The sequence below is a fragment of the Micromonospora polyrhachis genome, assembly GCF_014203835.1.
In the GTDB taxonomy this organism is placed as follows: domain Bacteria; phylum Actinomycetota; class Actinomycetes; order Mycobacteriales; family Micromonosporaceae; genus Micromonospora_H; species Micromonospora_H polyrhachis.
This window is the reverse complement of record NZ_JACHJW010000001.1, coordinates 4,797,211-4,819,002: the sequence shown is the minus strand read 5'-3', so window position 1 is coordinate 4,819,002 and position 21,792 is coordinate 4,797,211. Positions and strand designations below refer to the sequence as shown.

At 70.0% G+C, this 21,792-nt stretch carries 22 protein-coding genes and 2 pseudogenes; 6 read left to right on the top strand and 18 right to left on the bottom strand.

What is annotated here, in order from left to right:
- Nucleotides 1–255: 255 nt before the first annotated feature.
- Nucleotides 256–639, bottom strand: a complete 384-nt coding sequence (locus FHR38_RS21185; protein WP_184536308.1) for a hypothetical protein — start codon at nucleotides 637–639, stop codon at nucleotides 256–258.
- Nucleotides 640–1,155: 516 nt separating this feature from the next.
- Here FHR38_RS21185 and FHR38_RS21180 point away from each other — a divergent pair.
- Nucleotides 1,156–1,605: a hypothetical protein gene (locus FHR38_RS21180; RefSeq protein WP_184536307.1), complete on the top strand. Its 450-nt coding sequence runs from the start codon at nucleotides 1,156–1,158 to the stop codon at nucleotides 1,603–1,605.
- A gap of 69 nt (nucleotides 1,606–1,674) precedes the next feature.
- On the opposite strand, the gene arsB is transcribed toward FHR38_RS21180, so the two are convergent.
- Together arsB and FHR38_RS21170 are read right to left on the bottom strand one after the other, a co-directional pair.
- A complete protein-coding gene (gene arsB / locus FHR38_RS21175; RefSeq protein WP_184536306.1) occupies nucleotides 1,675–2,754 on the bottom strand; it encodes an ACR3 family arsenite efflux transporter in 1,080 nt (359 codons plus the stop codon).
- Nucleotides 2,755–2,758: 4 nt separating this feature from the next.
- Nucleotides 2,759–3,115, bottom strand: coding sequence for an ArsR/SmtB family transcription factor (locus FHR38_RS21170; RefSeq protein WP_184536305.1), 357 nt, complete (start codon nucleotides 3,113–3,115; stop codon nucleotides 2,759–2,761).
- A gap of 77 nt (nucleotides 3,116–3,192) precedes the next feature.
- Between FHR38_RS21170 and FHR38_RS21165 the strand changes: the two genes are divergently transcribed.
- The 3 genes from FHR38_RS21165 to FHR38_RS21155 all read left to right on the top strand — a co-directional run bounded on the left by FHR38_RS21165 (nucleotide 3,193) and on the right by FHR38_RS21155 (nucleotide 5,654).
- A complete protein-coding gene (locus FHR38_RS21165) occupies nucleotides 3,193–3,663 on the top strand; it encodes an ArsI/CadI family heavy metal resistance metalloenzyme (protein WP_184536304.1) in 471 nt (156 codons plus the stop codon).
- A 255-nt stretch (nucleotides 3,664–3,918) separates the two neighbouring features.
- Nucleotides 3,919–4,860: an anti-sigma factor RsbA family regulatory protein gene (locus tag FHR38_RS21160; RefSeq protein ID WP_184536303.1), complete on the top strand. Its 942-nt coding sequence runs from the start codon at nucleotides 3,919–3,921 to the stop codon at nucleotides 4,858–4,860.
- Nucleotides 4,861–4,916: 56 nt separating this feature from the next.
- Nucleotides 4,917–5,654: a polysaccharide deacetylase family protein gene (locus FHR38_RS21155; protein WP_312882315.1), complete on the top strand. Its 738-nt coding sequence runs from the start codon at nucleotides 4,917–4,919 to the stop codon at nucleotides 5,652–5,654.
- An 18-nt stretch (nucleotides 5,655–5,672) separates the two neighbouring features.
- Here FHR38_RS21155 and FHR38_RS21150 read toward each other — a convergent pair whose 3' ends face one another.
- On the bottom strand, nucleotides 5,673–6,215 hold the full coding sequence (locus FHR38_RS21150) for a hypothetical protein (RefSeq protein WP_184536302.1): 543 nt from the start codon (nucleotides 6,213–6,215) through the stop codon (nucleotides 5,673–5,675).
- A gap of 167 nt (nucleotides 6,216–6,382) precedes the next feature.
- Between FHR38_RS21150 and FHR38_RS21145 the strand changes: the two genes are divergently transcribed.
- Nucleotides 6,383–6,751: a hypothetical protein gene (locus FHR38_RS21145; protein WP_184536301.1), complete on the top strand. Its 369-nt coding sequence runs from the start codon at nucleotides 6,383–6,385 to the stop codon at nucleotides 6,749–6,751.
- A gap of 93 nt (nucleotides 6,752–6,844) precedes the next feature.
- Here FHR38_RS21145 and FHR38_RS21140 read toward each other — a convergent pair whose 3' ends face one another.
- The 4 genes from FHR38_RS21140 to FHR38_RS21125 form a co-directional block, all read right to left on the bottom strand.
- Entirely contained in the window at nucleotides 6,845–7,312 is a 468-nt protein-coding gene (locus FHR38_RS21140; RefSeq protein ID WP_184536300.1) for a ribose-5-phosphate isomerase, read from the bottom strand.
- Between the two features lie 175 nt (nucleotides 7,313–7,487).
- The gene (locus FHR38_RS21135; RefSeq protein ID WP_184536299.1) at nucleotides 7,488–8,687 is read right to left on the bottom strand and encodes a DUF1015 family protein; all 1,200 of its coding nucleotides are present in this window, start codon (nucleotides 8,685–8,687) and stop codon (nucleotides 7,488–7,490) included.
- 156 nt (nucleotides 8,688–8,843) lie between these two features.
- Nucleotides 8,844–9,101 (bottom strand): hypothetical protein, encoded by a 258-nt coding sequence (locus tag FHR38_RS21130; protein WP_184536298.1) that lies wholly within the window; start codon nucleotides 9,099–9,101, stop codon nucleotides 8,844–8,846.
- A 144-nt stretch (nucleotides 9,102–9,245) separates the two neighbouring features.
- Nucleotides 9,246–9,848: a mycothiol-dependent nitroreductase Rv2466c family protein gene (locus FHR38_RS21125; protein WP_221449914.1), complete on the bottom strand. Its 603-nt coding sequence runs from the start codon at nucleotides 9,846–9,848 to the stop codon at nucleotides 9,246–9,248.
- A gap of 243 nt (nucleotides 9,849–10,091) precedes the next feature.
- Between FHR38_RS21125 and pepN the strand changes: the two genes are divergently transcribed.
- On the top strand, nucleotides 10,092–12,638 hold the full coding sequence (pepN, locus tag FHR38_RS21120; RefSeq protein WP_184540011.1) for an aminopeptidase N: 2,547 nt from the start codon (nucleotides 10,092–10,094) through the stop codon (nucleotides 12,636–12,638).
- Nucleotides 12,639–12,750: 112 nt separating this feature from the next.
- Here pepN and FHR38_RS21115 read toward each other — a convergent pair whose 3' ends face one another.
- From FHR38_RS21115 to kynU, 10 genes and pseudogenes are all read right to left on the bottom strand, one after another.
- Nucleotides 12,751–13,161, bottom strand: a complete 411-nt coding sequence (locus FHR38_RS21115; protein WP_184536296.1) for a DUF5130 family protein — start codon at nucleotides 13,159–13,161, stop codon at nucleotides 12,751–12,753.
- Nucleotides 13,148–13,477, bottom strand: coding sequence for an aa3-type cytochrome oxidase subunit CtaJ (ctaJ, locus tag FHR38_RS21110; RefSeq protein WP_446685675.1), 330 nt, complete (start codon nucleotides 13,475–13,477; stop codon nucleotides 13,148–13,150). The genes FHR38_RS21115 and ctaJ overlap by 14 nt, the downstream gene beginning before the upstream one ends.
- 233 nt (nucleotides 13,478–13,710) lie before the next feature.
- Nucleotides 13,711–14,778, bottom strand: coding sequence for an amidohydrolase family protein (locus FHR38_RS21105; RefSeq protein WP_184536295.1), 1,068 nt, complete (start codon nucleotides 14,776–14,778; stop codon nucleotides 13,711–13,713).
- Nucleotides 14,778–15,302: a 3-hydroxyanthranilate 3,4-dioxygenase gene (locus FHR38_RS21100; RefSeq protein WP_184536294.1), complete on the bottom strand. Its 525-nt coding sequence runs from the start codon at nucleotides 15,300–15,302 to the stop codon at nucleotides 14,778–14,780. Before FHR38_RS21100 ends, FHR38_RS21105 begins: the two co-directional genes overlap by 1 nt.
- On the bottom strand, nucleotides 15,295–15,777 hold the full coding sequence (locus FHR38_RS21095) for a RidA family protein (RefSeq protein ID WP_184536293.1): 483 nt from the start codon (nucleotides 15,775–15,777) through the stop codon (nucleotides 15,295–15,297). Before FHR38_RS21095 ends, FHR38_RS21100 begins: the two co-directional genes overlap by 8 nt.
- Nucleotides 15,778–15,842: 65 nt before the next feature.
- A pseudogene (locus tag FHR38_RS21090) lies at nucleotides 15,843–16,598 on the bottom strand (2-keto-4-pentenoate hydratase); the annotation flags it as partial.
- A 30-nt stretch (nucleotides 16,599–16,628) separates the two neighbouring features.
- Nucleotides 16,629–17,456 carry a 2-keto-4-pentenoate hydratase gene (locus FHR38_RS21085; RefSeq protein ID WP_184536292.1) on the bottom strand — a complete coding sequence of 276 codons (828 nt, stop codon included), beginning with the start codon at nucleotides 17,454–17,456 and terminating at the stop codon, nucleotides 16,629–16,631.
- Complete coding sequence (locus FHR38_RS21080) at nucleotides 17,453–18,937, bottom strand: 2-hydroxymuconic semialdehyde dehydrogenase (RefSeq protein ID WP_184540007.1); 1,485 nt, start codon at nucleotides 18,935–18,937, stop codon at nucleotides 17,453–17,455. The genes FHR38_RS21085 and FHR38_RS21080 overlap by 4 nt, the downstream gene beginning before the upstream one ends.
- Nucleotides 18,938–18,978: 41 nt before the next feature.
- The gene (locus FHR38_RS21075) at nucleotides 18,979–20,313 is read right to left on the bottom strand and encodes an FAD-dependent oxidoreductase (RefSeq protein WP_184536291.1); all 1,335 of its coding nucleotides are present in this window, start codon (nucleotides 20,311–20,313) and stop codon (nucleotides 18,979–18,981) included.
- A 116-nt stretch (nucleotides 20,314–20,429) separates the two neighbouring features.
- Nucleotides 20,430–21,713 (bottom strand): annotated as a pseudogene (gene kynU, locus FHR38_RS21070) (kynureninase); the annotation flags it as partial.
- Nucleotides 21,714–21,792: the final 79 nt, after the last annotated feature.

Genomic DNA, 21,792 nt, shown 5'->3' with positions numbered 1-21,792 from the left:
CTCTCGTAATGGACCTACGCCCCCGCCTTATTACGCCCGGTGATGCCCTGATCCAGACTGTTGGCTCTGCCAGTCGCGTAGTGACTGCTTAAGCCGCGCGTTCTCTTCTCGGAGCCCGTCTTCGGCTGCGTCCCGGACTATCAGCTCGTCGACGACGCGCCGCACGAAGGCGTAGACCTGTTCCTCGACCGGGCCGCTGGACCCGGTCCCGGGAGGCTGGACGGTCTACGACTGCCCGACGAGAAGATCTGCCTCTCACCCAGCAGTCACGTCAACACCCGCCGCGTACTCAGGTTCACCGTGCCGGTCTCGCCGAAACTGCGCCTTGAGTTGCTCGCGCCGTAGATGGTCGGCCATCCGCCACGCCGCCATGTCGGTTTCCGACCGCCGGCTGACCTCTGCTTGCGCGTCGAAGCCCGGTTCCAACTCGTCAACGTGGTATGCCGCTTGTTCCATCGACATCCCGCTGGCAAGCAGGTGCAGCAGCACGTCACCGGGGTAGCAAAGGCCGCCAGGGACGTCGGCCCCGTGCGTCACGGTCAGCTCACCGTCGGACCGGCGGAGGTAGAGGCTGTACTGGTCGCCCACTTGCTCGATGTGCACGCCCACGATCGGCGTATCAGATCCTGGGTACACCACCCAACCAGCCTAATGATGCTTGCGGGAATGCTCGTTCGCCGGGCCATCCGCGTGCCAGTCGCACCACGGTCGAGATCGTTCCTGTCGCTCATAGGGGGACTGGCCGACGATCATCCGAGGTGGACGGCTGGCGCGCGACGCCCCCTCCACAATGTTGCGCGCTGGTAGCCTGACCCGTCTCGTACGAGAGGTGGGTCTGTCCCGGTGCCCAGAATCCTGCCGCGTAGCTTCGTCGCAATGGTGGCTGTCTGCCTGGTGACCGCGTGCGGTTCGTCAACGGCTCGAACAGCAAGCGAACCGATCCCTCCCACAGCGCAGGCGACCGGCTCGGCCACCGCCACGAAGACAGCTTTCCCAGCGGTTCCGGCGACCGGCGGTCCCGGCTACTCCGCGACGCTGTCCGCACGCTTGCTGTCCACCGACTCCGTGCCGCCCGGATTCACCGTGATGATAGCCACGTCCATGGGGCCGGATGCCGGGAAGCAACACTCAGGCCTCGACCTGCCCTGTTCGGCCATGATCCCGCTGCTGTCGGCCACGCGGCTGACCGGGACTCCGTCCGCGATGGCCGCAGCCACCCTCAGCTATGACGGGGATCCCGATGACCGCTGGGGCTGGGTGGGAACCGAGTTTCTCCGGACCTACACCGATGACGGTGCCCGACGAGCCATGACCGACCTGCGGACCTTCATCGACCGTTGCCCCACCGTCACGTCGTCCGGCCCTGGCATCGCCAGCAGCCACCGCTTAGCAATCGCACCAGGGCCTCGGCTGGGCGACGACAGTATTCACGTCAGCTCCAGCGCGACGTCCGGTTCTGACCCGCTGGTTTTCGACACCGTACTCGTCCGGATCGGAACCGCTCTGGTGGTCGTCAAGGAGCAGGGCAACAAACCCGGCGACAACGGATACCTCACCCAGCTCACCGAAGCTGCGGTCCGCAGATTCCAGGCGACCGGCTCCTGAGGCCTCACGGGCCTGCGACGCCACCGCGATCGGCCGGTGGAGATCCGTCTCACCTCTTGGCCGAGGTGCTCATGCCAGGGAGTCTTCGCCGAAGAGCCGGGAGCGTAGGGCGAGGCTGACGTAGACCAGGGCGACGAGTACGGGGACCTCGATAAGCGGTCCGACGACGCCGGCGAGGGCTTGGCCGCTGGTCACCCCGAAGGTGCCGATAGCCACGGCGATGGCCAGCTCGAAGTTGTTTCCTGCGGCGGTGAAGGCCAGCGTGGTGGTTCGCTCGTAGCCGAGGCCGAGGGCCCTGCCCAGGGCGTAGGAGCCGGACCACATGATGGCGAAGTAGGCCAGCAGCGGTACCGAGATCAGGACGACGTCCCAGGGGCTGCCCGTGATCGCCTCCCCCTGGAGGGCGAACAGGATCACGATCGTGAACAGCAGGCCGTACAGGGCGACCGGGCCGATCCTCGGTAGGAACCGCTGTTCGTACCAGGCCCGGCCCCGGGCGCGCTCGCCGATGCGGCGGGTGAGGTAACCGGCGACGAGCGGGATGCCGAGGAAGACGAGCACGTTGGCGGCGATGTCCCAGCCGGAGACGTGCAGCGCAGCGCCGGAGAGGCCGAGCCAGCCGGGGAGTACGGCGAGGTAGAACCAGCCGAGTAGACCGAAGGCCAACACCTGGAACACCGAGTTGAGGGCGACGAGAACGGCTGCCGCCTCCCGGTCACCGCAGGCGAGGTCGTTCCAGATGATCACCATGGCGATACAGCGGGCGAGGCCGACGATGATCAGCCCGGTTCGAAACTCCGCGTGGTCCGCCAGGAAGATCCATGCCAGGGCGAACATCACTGCCGGCCCGATGATCCAGTTCAGGACCAGCGAGGAGACCAGCAGGCGACGATCACGGGTGACCGTGTCGAGCCGGTCGTAGCGGACCTTGGCCAGTACCGGATACATCATCACGAGCAGCCCGAGGGCGATCGGCAGGGAGATCCCGCCCAGCGTCACCGCCTCCAGTACGCGGTCGAGGCCGGGGACCAGCCGGCCGAGGAGTAGCCCGGCGGCCATGGCCAGACCGATCCACAGCGGCAGGAATCGATCCAGGCGGGACAGTCGACCAACGACAGCGGGTACGACGTCGCGGTGTGTAACGGTCATCGGTTCAGCTTCCCGCTGGTGTGGCGATCTCCAGGAGCGAGCCGAGTTGGCGGAACGCCTCCGGCTTGACCTGGTACCAGACCCAGGTGCCCCGACGTTCCGAGCTCACCAGTCCGGCCTCGCGCAGCACCTTCAGGTGGTGGGAGATGGTCGGCCCGGACAGGTCGAACGCCGAGGTCAGGTCACACACGCAGATCTCGGGCACCGAGGCGATCATCGACATCAACCGCAGCCGTACCGGATCGCCGAGCGCCCGGAACATCGGCGCGATCTCCGCCGCCTGGGCAGCATCCAGTGGGCGGGTCGCCAGCGGTGGGCAGCACGCTTGCGGATCCACCACCGGAAGAGCTTGTTTTGACATGGGTCTACCTTGACAGATCTCGAAACAGCGTGCAACAGTGACGCTGCTTCGAAGAACATCTAGACAAGGAGACCCGGATGTCCCGTGTCCAACTCGCCCTACGCGTATCCGACCTCGAAGGCTCCATCGCCTTCTACTCCAAGCTGTTCGGCACCGAGCCAGCCAAGCGCCGCCCCGGCTACGCCAACTTCGCCATCGAGAACCCGCCCCTGAAGCTCGTCCTGCTTGAAGGCGAGCCCGACCAGCCCACCGTCATGGACCACCTGGGCGTCGAGGTGTTCAGCACCGACGAGGTCGACGCCGCCACCCGACGACTCACCGACAGCGGCCTGATCACCCTCGAAGAGAACGACACCGAGTGCTGCTACGCCCTCCAGGACAAGGTCTGGGTACGCGGCCCCGGCAACGAACCCTGGGAGGTCTACACCGTCAAGGCCGACTCCGAGCAACTCGGCAAGCCGGTCGAGAGCGCCTGCTGCACGTCGACCGAGCAGAAGGCCGAGCAGAAGGAAGCCGCCCCCAGCGGAGCCGCGTCGAACTGCTGCTGACCGCCAGGAGTGTGCGCGCCCGATGGCAACCCGGCCACCAGGCGCGCACACCAGCTCCGCATGGGGCCACCTGCCGGCCGCCGACCCAGCCGGTGAAGGACAGCGATTCCTGACGGTCAGGTCGAGCCGGCGCAGTGCATCCACCGCCTGGGAGGGGTAGTCTTCCCAGGTCAACCGGGCCTCGGCCCGCTGCGACACCCCCGCCAACCTTGCGTCTGACTGGACGCCGCATCATGCTTTCGCGGAGGCCGACGCATGAACTCCTCCACCGCTCCCAGGTGCGGACAGTTCGTGCACCCCGCCCTGTTCTACGCGAACCGCCACGAATACCTCGCCGGCACGATTCCGTTCATCCGGGCCGGGCTCGCCGCCGACGAGCCGGTGCTGGTCGCCGTTCCCGGGGAGAACCTCGACCACATCCGCGCGGCCCTCGGCACCGACCGCCCCCGGGTACGACTGCACGACATGAGCGTCGCTGGACGCAACCCGGGACGAATCATCCCCGGTGTCCTGCTCGCCTTCGCCGCCGCCCACTCCGGAAGACCGGTACGGATCATCGGCGAGCCCATCTGGGCGGCCCGTACCGGGGCCGAGTATCCCGCCTGCGCCCAACACGAGGCGTTGATCAACACCGCCTTCGCTGGCCGGCCGGCCACCATCCTCTGCCCCTACGACAGCGGTCGCCTGCCCCAGGACTGGCTGGACGACGCGTACCGAACGCATCCCGTCGTCCAGAACGCCGGCACGCTCCAGCCCAGCCCGCACTACACCGATCCCCTGGTCACGGCTGCCCGGTTCAACCAGCCCCTGCCGGCCCCACCCGGGTACGCGACGACCCTCGCCGTCGGCCTCGACGCGCTGGCCGCGATCCGGCGGTACGTAGCCGTCCAGGCCACCGCCGCCGGTCTACCGACAGACCGGGTCGACGACCTGACCCTCGCCGTCAGCGAGCTGGCCGCGAACACCATCGAGCACACCGAAAGCGGTGGCTCGCTGGCGGTATGGCAGCACGACGGCCAGCTGATCTGCCAGCTCACCGACACCGGACACATCACCAACCCGCTCGCAGGCCGGCTTCCCGTACCGCCCCGGCAGGTGGGGGGCCGAGGGCTGCTGCTGGTCAACCAGATCTGCGACCTGGTACGCATGCACACCCGCCCGGGTGCCACCACCATCCGCATCCACATGCGCGGTTGAGCAGGTCACGACAAACCATCCGGCCTAACCCAAGGCACAGCGGGTAACCGCCGGAGGTGACTCCGGGCAGGTCGATGCTCGCGGCGACGATGGGGGCCGCAGCGGCCGTACATCTGGCCCCGGTCCTGACCGCGCTGCCCGGCCTCCGGCTACGGCTGTTTCCCGGGTTGAGTGGCCTCGGCCACCCGGACCGGATCGCGTTGACCTTCGACGACGGCCCTGACCCCGAGGCCATCCCCCGGTTCGTCGAGACCCTGGCCCGGCACCGGGTCCGGGCCACGTTCTTCCTGCTCGGCTCCATGCTCGCCCGCGCACCCCACCTGGCGGGTGAACTCGTCGCCGCCGGTCACGAGGTGGGCGTACACGCCTGGACGCACCGCACTCTGCTCCTGCGCGGCCCGGCCGGGACGTACCGCGATCTTGCCCGGACCCGCGATCTGGTCGAGGCGGTGAGCGGCCAGAGCCCCCGGTTCTTTCGTCCGCCGTACGGGCTGCTCAGCACCTCGGCCCTGGTGGCGGCACACCGGCTGGGGCTGACCCCGGTGCTCTGGACCTGCTGGGGTCGGGACTGGAGCCGGACGGCAACGGTCGACTCGGTGCTCGGCAACCTACGTACCCGACTGGCCGGTGGCGGCACCATCCTGCTGCACGATTCCGACTGTGCCTCCGCGCCCGGCACCTGGCGGACCAGCCTCGCCGCGCTGCCCTACCTGCTGGACGAGTGCGCCCTGCACGGCTGGGCGGTGGGACCGCTCGGCGACCATCACCAGCCTGTCCCGTCCGTCAGGAGGTGAGTCGACCCTGCGACGGTCCTACCGGCCGGTCACCCAGTTCCAGGCGCTGATGACCCACTCGGTCTGCCGCAGATAGGCCACCCCGACCACGAACAGGAAGACTCCGGCCACCAGGTGGGCTCCCTTGGCGGTCCGCCGGACCCGACCGAACTGCCGTTCCCACACCACCCGGCCGACCAGCCGCGCGAGCGCGAAGAGCCCGATCGCCACCAGGACCGTCAACACGAAGGTCAGCACCGGACTGGTCAGGTCACCGCGCGCCGAGATGGCCCAGATGCCCCAGCAGATGAAGGAGAAGAGGGCACCGAAGGCGCTCCACTCCCCGCCCCGGCGCAACTGCTGCATGTGGTAGCTCAACGGCATCCGCTGGCGGGGCTGCTCCTCCCCCGGCCAGCCCGTGCCGCTCGGCTCGTGCCCGACGACCGGGAACGGCTCGGTGGAGGGTTCGCGACGGTGCTCGGTCGGCTGCCCCACCGAGGCGACCCCGGGACGGAAGCCGGCGTTGCGCTGAGGTGGAACCTCAACGGTCCGTTCGGCCCACGGCTGTGTCTGGTCCACCATCTCGTCCTCCCCGGTCTGGGACGGTGAACCCGTACCTTCCGACCGTCCCGTTCCGAGAGTAGCCAGCCGGCAAATCTTTCGCCGAACCAGCGTCGGCCGATGGCAGCCGGCCGGAACGACCGGTCGAGGCGATCCAGGCCGTCGATCGGTTCCGGTACGGTCGGGCCATGGCCGACCCCGAGCGGCGCCGCCGCCGACTGCGACACACTCCACCGACCGGGACCGAACCAACGTCCCCGAGGCCCGATTCGGCCTTTCCGAGGACCGGGTCGGCATTACGACCGGCTGGCTCCGAGACGGTCGGACCGCGCCGGGGGTCGAGCCCCGGCGCGGCGGCGGCAGAGGAGCGGGACGGCGAACGTGGTCTGCGGGGACTGGTCGGCTCCGGCGCTTCCCAGATCGGTGTTCGGGCGGCGCTGCGGGCCCGGGACGCCGCCCGACCTACCCCGGAGCAGTTGGCCGAGGCAGAGGCCCGGTTGGTCGTGGTACGCCGAAACTGGGTGCCCCGGGAGGAGTTGGGCCGCCCCGGTCCCTGACCGGCCCCGTCAACCCCCAGTCCGGTGGCCCCGGTTTGGCGAGGCAGCCCGATCAGACAGCCCGGTTTGGCGAGGCAGCCCGATCAGCCCTGGTCAGGGCAGCGCCGGCAGTTCGTGGGAGTCCTCGTACGCGGCGATCTGCGCGATCCGACGGGAGTGCCGGTCATTACCGGAGAACGGCGTGGCGAGGAACGCCTCGACAATCGCGGTAGCCTCGTCGAGGGTGTGCTGCCGAGCCCCCACGGCCACCACGTTCGCGTCGTTGTGCTCGCGACCGAGTTGGGCGATGGCCACGTTCCAGGCGAGGGCGGCCCGGATCCCGGCGACCTTGTTCGCCGCGATCTGCTCGCCGTTGCCCGAGCCGCCGATGACCACGCCGAGGCTGCCCGCATCGGCCACCACGCGGGCCCCGGTGTGCAGGCAGAAGGCCGGGTAGTCGTCGTCCGGGTCGTAGCCGTGTGGCCCGACGTCGACGACCTCGTACCCCTGCTTGGCCAGATGGTTGGTCAGGTGCACCTTCAGCTCGTAGCCGGCGTGGTCGGATCCCAGGTAGACGCGCATACCGCGCAGTCTGTCAGTTGGCCGTCGCCGGCACCCAGCCGGGCCGGGCCGTACCCGACCCGGCCAGATCGCCCCGGAGCAGGGGTGTGCCTCGCCGCGACCTCGGCCACTGGCGGTAGCGCGAACATCGGGGTCGGCCCGATCGGCTCAGTGCCACCGGGCCGACCCCGTACGGTCATGCGCCGAGTTCCGCCAGTACCAGGCCGCCCCGGGCCTTCGGGGTGAACCAGGTGCTCTTGCGCGGCAGCTTCTGCCGGCCCAGGTTGACCGCCACGAAGTCGTCCACGGTCACCGGTGCGATCAGGATCGCCAGCTCAGCCCGGCCGGCGTCCACCTCCCCCGCCAACCACTGGGCCGAGTAGTCGCCCCCCACATAGTTGATCCGCTTGTCGCCGGGGTCGAGGCCGAGTGCATCCCGCAGCAGCACCCGCTCGACGAGGGCGTGGTCGAGGTTCTCCACCCGGCCGCCGCTGCCAGTCGGCAGCGTGACCACGTACGTCTGTCCGGCGGCGTACAACTGGACGCTGCCGCCGGCGGTCGGGACGGCGGGCGGGCCGGTGACGGGTTCGACCTGGGCACCGGCGGAGCGCAGCCGGTCGACCAGTTCCTCGGGGGTGGTGGGCAGCTCGCTGACCAGCCGGTTGTAGGGCTGGATCGCGACCGAGGCGGGGGTGGTCACCACGGCCAGGAACCTCGGCAGTTCCCCGATCTGGGCGGCCAGACTGCGATGGTTGCCGTCGGCGACCACCAGTTCGCCACCGCCGGCCAGCGCCCGCAGTTCGTCCTGCGCCGTCCCCGGCCCGAGTGGCCAGATGGCGTGAGTCCGCCCGGCCTGGTCGGTGTCGGTCGCCGCCGGCACGCCAGCCGCGTCGGTGGCGCGGGCAAGTGCCGCGTGCAACTCGTCACCCGTCCCGGTCTGCAACAGCAGTACGGGTGAGAGCAGGTGCCCCACGGCCTCGGCCAGGGCGACCCGCTCCCGGACCTTGGCGATGAAGACATCCTCGTTACGGATCACCAGGCCGGGCTCGTCGGCGCTGGTGGAGATCTGGTCGGTATCAACCAGGACGAACATTCCATACGCCGGCTCGTCCACCGGGGAGGTGATCCGGTAGAGCACCACCACCTGCTCGGCCGGGGTGTAGCTGCCGTCTGCCCTGGCCTCGGCAAGTCGGGATGCGGCGGCCGGCAGGGCGTCGACCAGCGACTGCCCGAGGCTCTCCGGTGCCCGATGGGGCATCTCGATGGCGAGAGCACTGTGCGGGTTGGCCTCGATGATCGCGGTGATCTCCGCGTCGTCGGCGAACTCGTCATAGTTTTGCGCGCCGGTGCCGCCAGTGGTGATCCAGGCCCGGGCGATCGGATGCACGACCGTCATGTCCGCTCACGCTACCGGCGGGGGGCGGGGTGACCACGGACACCCCGGATCGTGTCCACCCGATGGGCACCCCGGACCGGGCCGGGTCGCTCGGTCAGCCGCGCCGCGTGAGCCAGGTCGCTCGGTCAGCCGCGCGGCGTGAGCCAGGTCGCTCGGTCAGCCGCGCGGCGTGAGCCGGCGGTGCCGGCCTCGCCCGGGCCGGGGTGACCGGCTGGTCACCCCGGCGACGACGGCCGGCACCGGTACGACTCCGACGACGATCGGCGGTGCGAGCAGGTCGGCCAGTTCCTCCGGGAATCCCGGTCGGAACGTGGCCCATCGAGCGGGGTCGACCGACCAGTACCCGCCGCCCAGGTTCTCCTCCGGCACCGTGTCGCGTGCCTGGGGGCCGGACGAGTGGCGATGCCTGGCCATGGGGGCCTCCGGTGCGACGGATGGGACCGCGGGGATCGCCGCGGCGGACATTCCGTGCAACGAGACCGACGACCCCTGGTCACGCTTCGATCAGACGATCGAACCGACTCAGCCAATCGAGCCGACCCAGACGATCGAACCGACTCAGTCGAAGATCGGATCCTGGTCGCGGGAGCGCTTCAGTTCGTAGAAGCCCGGGGTGCCGGCGACCAGGAGCACCCCGTCCCAGAGTCGGCCAGCCGCCTCGCCCTTGGGAGCCGGGGTGATGACCGGGCCGAAGAAGGCCACCTTCTCCCCCTCGACCGGGCCTGGCGCATGGATGACCGGAGTGCCGACGTCGGTGCCCACCGGCTTCATGCCGGCGTTGTGACTGGCCCGCAGTGCCTCGTCGTACTCGGTCGATCCGCCTGCCTCGGCCAGGTCGGAATCGAGACCGGCGTCGGCCAGGGCGGCGACGTACAGGTCCGGCCCGAGTTCCTCCTTGTTGAGGTGGATCCGGTTACCGAAGGCGGTGTAGAGGTCCCGCAGCACCTGCGGGCCGTACTTCTGCTCGGCGGCGATGCAGATCCGCACCGGCGCCCAGCCGGTCTCCATCAGGGCCACGTACTGCTCCGGCAGGTCCCGGCCCTCGTTCAGCACGGACAGGCTCATCACCCGGAACCGGACGTCCACCGGGCGTACCCGTTCCACCTCCAGCAGCCAGCGAGAGGTGAGCCAGGCCCACGGACAGAGGGGATCGAACCACATGTCCACGGCTGTGCGCTCTGCCACAGGAATTCCTCCCCGGTCTGGAACGCCCCGTTGGCGTTCCCCGTACAGATCATGACCCCTGGAAACCGTACGGCGGTACCGGAATGAGACCGTGACCTCGACCACCAGCCGAGAATTAGGTGTCGTGGAAGACTCAGTCTCGAACCACCACGGCGGGTGGATCTACGACTGCCAATGGGGGCAGCGGTTGGACATGGATGGAGAAATCACGTGCCGGGAGTGCGCAACCTGACCCAGATCGAGGCGACCGAGCGGGCCCGTCTGCTCGACGTCACCTCGTACGACATCAGTCTGGATCTCTCCGCCGCCGGTGACGCCGCGGGCAGCCCCACGTTCCGCTCGGTCACCGAGGTTCGGTTCCGTTGCACCAGCCCGGGAGCCACCACCTTCATAGAGGTCGCTGCCGACTCGGTACGCTCCGCAACCCTCAACGGCGCTCCGGTGGACCTCTCCGACTGGTCGGCGGAGAAGGGGCTCACCCTGACCGGACTGGCTCCCGAGAACACGCTGGTCGTCGACGCCGACTTCCTCTACTCCAACAGTGGCCAGGGCCTGCATCGCAGCGTCGACCCGGTGGACGGCGAGACCTACCTCTACAGCCAGTTCGAGACGGCGGACGCGCAGCGGGTCTACGCCTGCTTCGACCAGCCGGACCTGAAGAGCGTCTACACCTGGCACGCCACCGTGCCGACGCACTGGAAGGTGATCTCCAACTCGCCGATCGAGCGGGAGGAACCGGCCGGGGCGGAGGCCAAGACGATCCACTTCACCGAGTCGGCCCGGATGAGCACCTACATCACCGCGTTGTGTGCCGGGCCGTACCACGAGGTGCGCTACTCACACGACGGCATCGACCTGGGCTACTACTGCCGGGCGAGCATGGCCGAGCACATGGACGCCGATGACCTCAACCTGATCACCACGCAGGGCTTCGACTTCTTCCACGAGCAGTTCGGGGTGCGCTACCCGCTACCGAAGTACGACCAGATCTGGGTGCCGGACTTCAACGCCGGCGCGATGGAGAACTTCGGCTGCGTGACGCACGCCGAGTCGCACTACATCTTCCGTTCGCAGGTCACCGACTTCGAATACGAGCAGCGGGCCAACACGATCCTGCACGAACTGGCCCACATGTGGTTCGGTGACCTGGTCACCATGCGCTGGTGGAACGACCTGTGGCTGAACGAGTCGTTCGCCGAGTGGGCGAGCCACTGGTGCAACACGCACGCCACCCGGTTCGCCGACGCGTGGACCACGTTCCTCTCCATTCGGAAGAACTGGGGCTACCGGCAGGACCAGCTCTCCTCCACCCACCCGGTCTACTGCGAGATGCCGGACCTGGAGGCGGTCGAGGTCAACTTCGACGGCATCACGTACGCCAAGGGCGCCAGCGTCATCAAGCAGTTGGTGGCGTACGTGGGGCTGGACCCGTTCCTGGCCGGGCTACGGGCCTACTTCGGCAAGTACGCCTGGGGCAACGCCACCTTCGACGACCTGCTCTCCGAACTGGAGACCGCCTCCGGGCGGGAACTGCGCAAGTTCGCCGCGCAGTGGTTGGAGACCGCTCAGGTCAACACTCTGCGGCCGGAGGTCACCATCGGGCCGGACGGCACCTACCAGCGGGTCACGGTCCGCCAGGAGGTGCCGACCGGCTACCCGACGTTGCGTACCCACCGGATCGGGGTGGGCCTCTACGACCTGACCGATGGCCGGTTGGTGCGCCGGGAGCTGATCGAGGTCGACGTGACCGGCGAGCGCACCGAGTTGCCGCAGCTGGTCGGCGTACGGGCACCGGCTGTGCTGCTACTCAACGACGACGACCTGACCTACGCCAAGCTGCGGCTGGACGAGCGGTCCCTGGCCACCGTGGTGCAGCACATCGGCGCGTTCGAGTCGTCCCTGGCCCGAGCACTGTGCTGGGCCGCCGCCTGGGACATGGTCCGGGACGCCGAGCTGGCGACCCGGGACTACGTGGCCCTGGCGCTGGCCGGGCTCCCCGCCGAGACGGACATCAACCTGGTCACCCAGACACTGCGGCAGGCGACCACCACGCTCACCTCGTACGCCGACCCGGCCTGGGCCCCCACCGGCTGGGCCGACCTGGCCCGTACCGCGCGGACCGTGTTGCAGACCGCCGAACCGGGCAGCGGCCTTCAGCTCGCCTGGGCTCGGGCCTTCGCCTCGGCGGCCCGCTCGGACGCCGACCTGGCCACGCTGCGGGGCTGGCTGGACGGGGCCGAGGTGCCGACTGGGCTGGCCATCGACACCGAGCTGCGCTGGTCGGTGCTGGCGGCGCTGGTCGCCAACGGGGCCGCCGGCATCACGGAGATCGAGGCGGAGCTGGCCGGTGACCGGACCGCCAGCGGTGAGCGCGAGGCGGCGTACGTCCGCGCGCTGGTGCCCACGGCGGAGAACAAGGCCGAGGTCTGGGCGCTGCTCACCGGGGACGAAGTGCTGCCGAACTGGCGGAGTCGGGCGCTGCTGCAGGGCTTCCAGCACCCGACGCAGGTGGAGCTGACCGCCCCGTACGTGGCGAGGTACTTCGACGCGGTCGGGCCGGTCTGGGCGAGCCGGGACAGCGAGCCGGCGCAGGAGTTCACCATCCTGGGCTACCCGGCCTACCAGATCAGCGATGAGACGATCGCCGCGACGGACGAGTGGCTGGCCCAGCCGGGGCACCCGGCACCGCTGCGCCGGCTGGTCGGCGAGGGGCGGGACGGCGTGGTACGGGCGTTGAAGGCCCGGACCAAGGACGCCTCGGCCTGAGTTGACGGCACGGGCCCGGTCGCTCCCCGCTCATGCGGCGGTAGCGCGACCGGGCCCGTACCGTTTCTGCCCTGTTGGCGGTGTTGCTGTCGCTCAGCCTCGGCGAGGCGGCTCAGGCCGCCTTGCCGACGTGGGTGGCGAGTTGGTCCAAGCCGCTGATGATGCCGCCGGTCAGGTCGCCAACGCCGAAGGCGGCCACCATGGAGAGCGCGGCGAGCTTGGCGTGCCGGTCCGGAACCCGCTTACGGATCTCGGTGCCGGTGACGATCTCCAAGACTCGCTGGGTGGGCGAGAGCGCGATCAGCACCGAGCGGTCTGGGTCGATCAGCCGGCCATGCAGCTTTTCGGCGTGCTCGCGGCTCGGCTCGTCGAGGTCACCAACGTAGATCGTGAAGGTGAACCCGGTGGCCTGGTCGGCCATCCGCAACGCCTCGTCGATACGCAGTAGCTGCCGAGTCGTGAACGGGCCGTCGAGCACCTCGGGTCGGCTGCCCAGCTCTGCGGTCAACTCACCAGCGGTCACTTGCGCCTCCTGTCGCGCCGCCCCGCTTCCGGGCGATCTCGGTCTTGCCGGCCAGTGCGGGAACCGGCGCACCGGCGGGCAGGGTCGTGCCGGTGGGGTCGGCGAGCTTTTCCGGCGAGGCCAGGAACCACACCGGGGTGAAGTCGTAGGGCCGGCCGGGGCGGTAGCGCTTGGCACCGTGGCCACCACCACGCTTACCGATGAGCGCCAGCCCGGCGATCAGTAGCACCGCCACGACCGGGATGGCGACGAAGACCAGCAACGTCTCGGAAACAGACAACCTCAACGCTCCCAGGCGGAAGAGGGACCAGAACACCCGGGCCAGGCTGCGTGATCATGGGTCCACCTACCTGGCTCAGCTAACCTCACGGTAGCGGAGGGCGTGGCCTGCCAGGCTTCGGGGTAGCGATCCCACCACACCATCTTCAACCGCAACCAGGCACATATCGCCGCAATCCGGCCCACTCGGGGTCACCTCCGCCGACTGCTCGCCTGCCTCCTCCCGCCGATAGCCCACCGGACACGTTGAAGATCACACCGTACGACGGGTCAGGATCGACGACCGGCCCGGTGCCGGTCGTTGCCGGTGAGGAAGCGCAGGGCGTTGCCGGAGAGCAGCTTCGCCCGCTGGTCGTCGGTGAGGAAGTCCGCCTCGTGGACCACCCGGCCGACCGGCCGCTCGCCGAGCGGATACGGGTAGTCGCTGCCGAGCAGCACCCGGTCGACCCCCATGGTGTCCACCAGCAGCCGCAGTGCGGCCGGATCGAAGACCACGCTGTCGACGTAGAACCGATCGGCGTAGTGGCTCGGCGGACGAGTGGACCGGCCACGTACCAGGTCGCCCCGACGGTGCCAGGCGTTGTCCGCCCGCCCCAGCCAGAACGGGAAACTCCCGCCCCCGTGGGCGAAACAGAGGCGCAACGTCTCCGGTACCCGGTCGAACACGCCACCGAGGATGAGTGCCAGGACCGACAGGTGGGTCTCGGCCGGCATACCGGTCAACCAACGCGCCATCCACCGGTCCAGCCGGGGACCACCGGGCATGTCCCACGGATGTACGAAGACCGGAGCGCCCACCTCGGCACAGTGCCGCAGGAACGTGACGACTCCCTCGTCGTCCAGGTCCCGCTCCCCGACGTGGTTGCCGATCTCCACCCCGACGTGCCCGTTGGCCAGGCACCGGTCCAGCTCGACGCAGGCCGCCTCCGGATCCTGTAACGGCACCTGGCAGAACGGCACCAGCCGGTCCCCGCCCCGCCCGGTAACCTCCAATGTCAGGTCGTTGAAGATCCGCGCCACCTTGGCGGCCTGGTCGGCCGGGCGTTCGTAGGAGAAGAAGACCGGGGTCGGGGAGACCACCTGCACGTCCACCCCGTCGGCCGTCATGTCGGCCAGCCGGGTGTCGGCGTCCCAGCACTCGGCACCGATCGAACGGAACTCGGTATCCCCGACCATGATCATGGCGTCGCGTTCGGAGTCGATCCGCAGCCAGGGCCAGCCGGAACCACCACACGCGGTGGACAACTCCGGCCAACCCCGAGGTACGACGTGCGTGTGCACATCCACCACCGGGTACGGCTCTGCCCCCTGACCCGACCTGTCCGTCGGTTGCGACATCAGCCCTTGCCCGGGTGCAGCGCGCCGCACCGGTCACAGGTCCGGGCCGCCTCGTCGGCGTAGAACGCCTGGAAGACGGGTGGCAGGTCGGCGACGATGTCCCGGACCTGCAACTCGACCTCGTGCACCCGGTTACCGCACTCCATGCAGTACCACTGGAACTTCTCCAGGGTGCCCTCCCGACGTACCCGCTCGATCACGAGGCCGATCGAGCCGCTCTCCGGCCGCTGCGGCGAGTGCGGCACCAGCGCTGGCAGCACCCACATCTGCCCTTCCCGGATGTGCACGCTGCGCGGGCCGTCCGGGGTCATCAGGTCGACACGCATGTTGCCCTTGACCTGATAGAAGAACTCCTCGTACGGGTCGACGTGGAAGTCGGTGCGCTGGTTCGGCCCGCCCACCACCATCACGATGAAGTCGTCCCCGGTGGGGAACATCTGCTTGTTACCCACCGGCGGTTTGAGCAGATGCTGATTCTCGGCGATCCAGCCGGGGAAGCTGATCGGCTCGGGGATCTCACTCATGGCTGCCTCCTGACGGCAGTTCGGCTCCTGAGGGAAGTTCGACTCCTGAAGGAGGTGCGGTTCGGGACGGGAGTACGGCGACCGCCTGTATCTCGATCAGCAGATGCGGATGCGGAAGCTGGTGTACGGCCACGGTGGTCCGGGCCGGACCGGCCTCGTCGAAGAACTCGGCGTAGACCTCGTTGTAGCCACCGAAGTCGTTCATGTTGACCAGGTAGGTGGTGACCTGCACCAGGTCCCGAAGGTCGGCGCCGACCTCGCGCAGGATGTCGCGGACGTTCTCCAGCACCGCTCGGGCCTGCACCCGGATGTCAAGCGCGGTGGTGCCCAGGGCGTCCACCTCGGCACCGGCGATGGTGTTGTCCGGCCGGCGGCTGGACGTACCGGAGACGAAGGCGAAGCCACCTGCCACCTTGACGTGCGGAAACCGGCCGCGTGGCACAGCCTTCCCCGCGACCACCCGGCCCCCACTCACGACCGGCCCTCCGCCGAACCCGCGACGCCGCCCCGGTCCGGGTTTCCGGGCAGCCCACGAACCTCCGCCCGCAGGGAGACCGCGCCCAGACGCTCGACCACCGCCCGGATGTGCGCACCGGGCCGCAGCGGTACGGCGGCGGTGGCCGCCCCGGCGAGGAAGACCCAACCGGCGCGCATCCGTACGCCGTGCCGGCCGGCCAGCCGAACGCCCTCGTCGAGTGCCCGACGCGGGTCGCCGAGGATCGCGGCGGTGGAACCGGTCTGTACCACCCGACCGTCCACCTCCAACAGCACCCCCAGGTTCTCCAGTCCCGCCGGCACGGGCTGCCAGGCACCGATGGCGAAGCGGGCCGCCGAGGCGTTGTCGGCGACCACGTCAGGCAGCGAGAAGGTGAAGTTGGTGTACCGGGAGTCGATCAGCTCGAGCGCCGGGGCGACGGCCCGGACCGCGTCGGTGAAGTCGCCGACCGGCTCGCGCGGCGCGGGCAGCCGGTCCAGCAGGAAGGCCACCTCCGGCTCGACCCGAGGGTGGATGTGGAGGCCCGGGTCGACCGTGCCTCCGTCCGGCACCCACATCGCGTCGGTGAGCCGTCCCCAGATCACCTCCTCCACGCCCACCTGCGCCATCTTGGCCCGGCTGGTCAGCCCCATCTTCAGCCCGACCAGCCGTTCCCCCCGCGCCAGTCGCCGGTCGAGCAGGGCAGCCTGGACCGCGTACGCGGCGTCCACGTCGATCCCGGCCACCGCCGCCAACTGCGGTATCGCGATGGCCGCCCCAGCCGCCTCGTCCAGGCGGGCGGCCAGCTCCGCGAGGTCCACCCGCTCCCCGCTCCCGTCGACCGTCACGCCTCACCACCAACCGGCACGACCCACCTCCGAATGTCTCGCCCCGCCACTGGAGAAGCAGGCGCGAACCGAGCCGAGGCCGGAGATCCGCGCCTCGTACGCCGCACCGGGGGTCACCGGCACCATCGGGCCGAGCGCCCCGGAGAGCACCACGTCGCCGGCCCGCAGTGGGCGGCCAGCCCGGGCGACGGTGCCGGCCAACCAGGCGACCGCGTGCAGCGGGTTGCCCAGGCAGGCCGCACCGGCACCGACCGAAACCGGCTCACCGGCATGTTCGAGCACCATCCCGGCGAGTCGCAGGTCCACGTCGGCGAGCCGGCGGGGCGAGGTGCCGAGCACGAACAGGCCGCTGGAGGCGTTGTCCGCCACCGTGTCCACGATGGAGATGTCCCAGCCGGCGATCCGCGAGTCGACGATCTCGATCGCCGGTAGCAGACACTCGGTCGCCTGGACGACGTCGACCGTGGTCACCTGCTCGTACGGCAGGTCGGCACCGAGCACGAAGGCGATCTCGGCTTCCACCCTCGGTTGCAACAGCCGCCCGAGGTCGACCTCCGCGCCGTCCGGCACCGCCATGTCGGCGAGGAGCACCCCGAAGTCCGGCTGGTGGACCCCGAGCTCCTCCTGCACGGCCGGAGAGGTCAGGCCGATCTTCGCGCCGACCAGCCGACGACCCGCCACGATCCAACCTCCCACCTGGGCCTGCTGCACCGCGTACGCGGTGTCGACGTCCCCCGCCGGCAGCAGCCTGTCCCGCAGCGGCGGGCAGGGTTGGCCGCTGTCGTAGGCGTCACGCAGCATCCGCGCCGCAGCCTCGATGTCCACGGTCACGACAACTCCAGACAGACGTTGGTGAGTTCGGAGTAGAAGTCCAACGAGTGCCGGCCGCCCTCCCGGCCGATGCCGGAGGTCTTCATCCCGCCGAACGGGGTCCGCAGGTCCCGCAGGAACCAGGTGTTGACCCAGACGATGCCGGTGTCCAGGCGCAGTCCGGCCCGGTGTGCCCGGCCGACGTCCCGGGTCCACACCGTCGCCGCCAGACCGTATTCGCTCTCGTTGGCCAGCGCGTACGCCTCGTCCTCGTCGTCGAAGGGTGCCACGTGGCAGACCGGGCCGAAGATCTCCTCCCGGTTGGTCCGGGCGGTCGTGGCCAGCCCGGTGAGTACGGTCGGCTGGACGTACGCCCCGCCGTCGCGGGCATCCCCGAAGGACGGCACCCCGCCGCCGGTGAGCACGGTCGCCCCCTCGGCGCGGGCCAGGTCGTAGTGGCCGAGCACCTTGGCCCGGTGGGCGGCGGAGATCAGCGGCATGTTCATCGTCGCCTCGTCGGCTGGCCAGCCGTAGGCCAGTTCCGCCGCTCGCGCCGCCAGCCGTTCGGTGAACTCGGCGAAGACCGGCTGCTGCACGTAGATCCGCTCGGTGCAGAGGCAGACCTGTCCGCCGTTGGTGAAGCTGGACCGGACCGAGCCGGTCACCGCCGCGTCCAGGTCGGCGTCGGCGAAGACCAGGCCGGCGTTCTTGCCGCCCAGTTCGAAGGAGACGGCCTTCACCCCGTCGGCGGCGGCCCGCATGATCGCCGTACCGGTGGCCGACTCACCGGTGAAGGTGATCGCGTCGACTCCGGGATGGCGGGTGAGGATCTCGCCGGCCGAGTCCGGCCCGAAGCCGTGCACCAGGTTGAACACCCCCTCCGGTACGCCGGCCGCAGCCATCACCTCGGCCAGCAGCGTCGCCGATGACGGGGTCTCCTCGGAGGGCTTGACCACGACGGCGTTACCGCAGGCCAGGGCCGGGGCGACCTTCCAGGTGAGCAGCAGCAGCGGCAGGTTCCAGGGCACGATCACCGCGACCACACCCACCGGTTTGCGCAGCGCGTAGTTCAGTGCCCGCCCACCGCCGGCCGTGGCGGTGGTGAACGACTCGGTCGGCATGCTGGCCGCGATCTCGGCGAACGCCCGGAAGTTGGCCGCCCCGCGCGGGACGTCCAGGGTGCGGGCCTGCGAGATCGGCTTGCCGGTGTCGGCCACCTCGGCGACGACCAGGTCGGCGAAGCGGCGTTCCAACTCGTCGGCGACCCGGCGCAGCACCGCCGCCCGGTCCCGCTCGTGCATCCGGCCCCACGGGCCACGCAGGGCCGCGCGGGCGGCGGCCACCGCCGCATCCACCGTGGATTCACCCGCCTCGGTCACCTCGAAGAGGGTCGCCCCGGTGACCGGGCTGACCTTCGCGAAGCTCCGTGGCCCGGCAATGAACTCACCCCCGACGAAGTTGCGCAGCAACTGCGGTCCGTCGCAGGCTGGCCGGCCGGTCATCAGCTCCGGATGCCAGTCGACACCCGTCTCCGCCGCTCGGCTCACTGGCGTCTCCTCCGCCGGACGGCGACCGCGCCGAGCGCGCTGAGCAGCGCCGCCGCACCGACCGAGACCACACCGAGCAGCTGATGCTGTCGCCGCACCCGACGCTGCACCTCGGCGTACGGGGTGGTGGAGAAGGAGACCAGTTCGTAGCGGGAGACGTACCGACCGGGCAGGGCCCGTTCCAGCGTGTGCTCGACCTGCTTGCCCAACCGGAACACCGGCGAGGCCACCTTGTCGCGCATCTCCACGAAGTTGGCCAGGGCCATCCGGGCGATCGCCTCGGCGTTGTCCCGTCGCCGTACGTCGAACAGGGGCAGCGCCATCGCCCAGGTGTCCGCGGTCTCGTCCAGGCACCGGTCCAGTTCCACCACGTCCTCGAAGGCGCAGTTCGCGCCCTGGCCGTAGAACGGGACGATGGCGTGCGCGGCATCGCCGAGCAGCCCGACCCGGCCACCGTGCTGCCAGGGCGCGCAGCGGACCGTGCCGAGCAGCCCGACCGGGTTGTGCAGGTAGTCGTCCACCAGGTTCGGCGCGAGCGGCACCACGTCCGGATAGTGGGTACGGAAGTGCTGCTCGATCGCCGCCGGGCTACCCAGCGAGGCGAAGCTGCTCGTGCCGCTGGTCGGCCAGAACAGGGTGCAGGTGAACGACCGGTCCGGGTTGGGCAGCGCGATCATCATCGAGGTGCCCCGGGGCCAGATGTGCAGCGCGTCCGGGGCGAGGGCGAAGTCCCCGCCCACCGGCGGGATGGTCAGCTCCTTGTAGCCGTAGTCGAGAAAGTCCAGGCTCTCGGTCAGCACCCCGTGGCCGAGCAACTGGCCCCGTACGGCGGAACCGGCACCGTCCGCACCGAGGACAATCTCGGCGGTGACCCGGGCCGACCCCTCGGGAGTCTCGAAGGTCAGTTCCCCGGTCTCCGGGACCAGCCCGACCAGCCGGTGCTCGAAGTCGATCTCCACGCCGGGCAGCGCCTCGGCGGCGTCCAGCAGAACGTTGTTCAGCGCTCCCCGGCTGATCGAGTTGATCGCCCGGCCCCCGGTCCGGCTGTAGGGCTGGAAGTCCGACCCACCCTGCACCGGGTGGACCATCCGGCCGCGCATCGGTAACGCGTCGGCGAGCACCTGCTCGACCAGCCCGACCCGGCGCAACGCGTCCAGACCACGCTCGGAGAGCGCCAGGTTGATCGACCGGCCACGTTCGGTCGTGCCCTTGCGTGGATCGGGTCGCCGCTCGTAGACGTGTACCCGGTAGCCGCGCCGGGCCAGGAAGCAGGCCAGCAGGCTGCCGGCCAACCCGGCACCGACGATGGTGACCCGCTCCTTCTCGGTCACGGGACCCTCCCGACAGGCGGCGTCTCCCCGCCACGCTGCCTCTCCTCAACGGCCCGCCTCTCCCCAACGGCCCGCCTCTCCCCAACGGCCCGCGCCTCCCCGCCAGGCCGCGCCTCCTCGACGAGCCGCGCCAACGCGTCGACCGCGCGCCAGCAGTCGTGGTACGTCGAGTAGAGCGGCACCGGGGTGAGCCGGACGATGTCCGGCTGCCGAACGTCGGCGATGACGCCGTACTCGTGGCGGAGCCGGTTGGTCAGTTCGGCGGCGCTGCCGGGGGAGCTGCCTTCCGTTCGCAACTGCCGGATGGAGAGCTGGCAGCCGCGCCGGGCCGGGTCGGTCGGGGTGATCACCCGCAGCGGCCGGGTCGGGGTGATCTGGTCGAGCAGCCCGGCCAGGTAGCCGGTGAGTCGCTGGCTGCGCTCCCGTAGTGCGGCCATCCCGACCTTGTCGAAGATCTCCAGCGAGGTACGCACCGGCCCCATCGCCAGGATCGGCGGGTTGGAGATCTGCCAGGCGTCGGCGGTGGACAGCGGCCGGGACTCGGGGTTCATCTCGAACCGGGTGGCCGGGTCGGTGCTCCACCAGCCCTCGAAGCGCTGGATCGTCGGGTCGGCCAGGTGGCGCTCGTGGATGAACGCGCCGGCCAGGGCACCGGGCCCGGAGTTCAGGTACTTGTACGAGCACCAGGCGGCGAAGTCCACATCCCAGTCGTGCAGCGCCAGCGGCACGTTGCCGACGGCGTGTGCCAGGTCCCAGCCGACGATCGCGCCGGCCGTACGCCCGGCCCGGGTGATCGCCGGAATGTCCATCAGCTCGCCGGTGCGATAGTTGACCCCGCCGAGCAGCACCAATGCGGTCCGGGGCCCGTCCCGGTCGAGATGGTCGAGCACATCCTCGGTACGCAGCGTCTCCTCACCGGGTCGGGGTCGCAGTCGTACCACGGTGCTGTCCGGGTCGAGGCCGTGGAACCGGGCCTGGCTGCGGACCGCGTAGCTGTCCGACGGGAAGGTGCCGTCCTCGACGACGATCCGGGTCCGCTCCCCCGTCGGCCGGTAGAAGGACACCATCAGCAGGTGCAGGTTGACGGTGAGCGAGTTCATCACCACGGTCTCGGCGGGTAGCGCGCCGACCAGTCGGGCCGCCGGCTCCGTCAGCAACTCGTGGTACGGCAACCAGGGCCGAACCCCCGCCAGGTGCCCCGCCGCGCCCAGCGTCGCCCAGGCGTCCAGTTCCTCGGCCAGTTCGATACGGGTGGCCCGGGGTTGCAGGCCGAGCGAGTTGCCGGTCAGATAGGCGGCCTCGGCGTACCGGCCACCCGGGGCGGGCGGGATGTGGAACAGGTCGCGATGCCCGGGGTCGGCGGCGTCCCGGCGGCGCGCCTCGTCTTCAGAGATCGTCATGCTGCTGTCTCGCCCTCCGATCACTTCACTCGCGCGGGTGACGAGCCCCGTCCAACGTGGCCTGCGGCGGGGCACGCCG

Coding starts and splice junctions, on each gene's coding strand:
- FHR38_RS21140 (WP_184536300.1), bottom strand. CDS start 7,312: ATGCGCGTCTACCTGGGATCCGACCACGCCGGCTACGAGCTGAAGGTG.
- FHR38_RS21080 (WP_184540007.1), bottom strand. CDS start 18,937: ATGACCGGCCGGCCAGCCTGCGACGGACCGCAGTTGCTGCGCAACTTC.
- arsB (WP_184536306.1), bottom strand. CDS start 2,754: ATGACCGTTACACACCGCGACGTCGTACCCGCTGTCGTTGGTCGACTG.
- FHR38_RS21165 (WP_184536304.1), top strand. CDS start 3,193: ATGTCCCGTGTCCAACTCGCCCTACGCGTATCCGACCTCGAAGGCTCC.
- FHR38_RS21130 (WP_184536298.1), bottom strand. CDS start 9,101: ATGGCCAGGCATCGCCACTCGTCCGGCCCCCAGGCACGCGACACGGTG.
- FHR38_RS21170 (WP_184536305.1), bottom strand. CDS start 3,115: ATGTCAAAACAAGCTCTTCCGGTGGTGGATCCGCAAGCGTGCTGCCCA.
- FHR38_RS21105 (WP_184536295.1), bottom strand. CDS start 14,778: ATGTCGCAACCGACGGACAGGTCGGGTCAGGGGGCAGAGCCGTACCCG.
- FHR38_RS21100 (WP_184536294.1), bottom strand. CDS start 15,302: ATGAGTGAGATCCCCGAGCCGATCAGCTTCCCCGGCTGGATCGCCGAG.
- FHR38_RS21180 (WP_184536307.1), top strand. CDS start 1,156: ATGATCCCGCTGCTGTCGGCCACGCGGCTGACCGGGACTCCGTCCGCG.
- FHR38_RS21145 (WP_184536301.1), top strand. CDS start 6,383: ATGGCCGACCCCGAGCGGCGCCGCCGCCGACTGCGACACACTCCACCG.
- FHR38_RS21135 (WP_184536299.1), bottom strand. CDS start 8,687: ATGACGGTCGTGCATCCGATCGCCCGGGCCTGGATCACCACTGGCGGC.
- FHR38_RS21150 (WP_184536302.1), bottom strand. CDS start 6,215: ATGGTGGACCAGACACAGCCGTGGGCCGAACGGACCGTTGAGGTTCCA.
- FHR38_RS21125 (WP_221449914.1), bottom strand. CDS start 9,848: ATGTGGTTCGATCCCCTCTGTCCGTGGGCCTGGCTCACCTCTCGCTGG.
- FHR38_RS21160 (WP_184536303.1), top strand. CDS start 3,919: ATGAACTCCTCCACCGCTCCCAGGTGCGGACAGTTCGTGCACCCCGCC.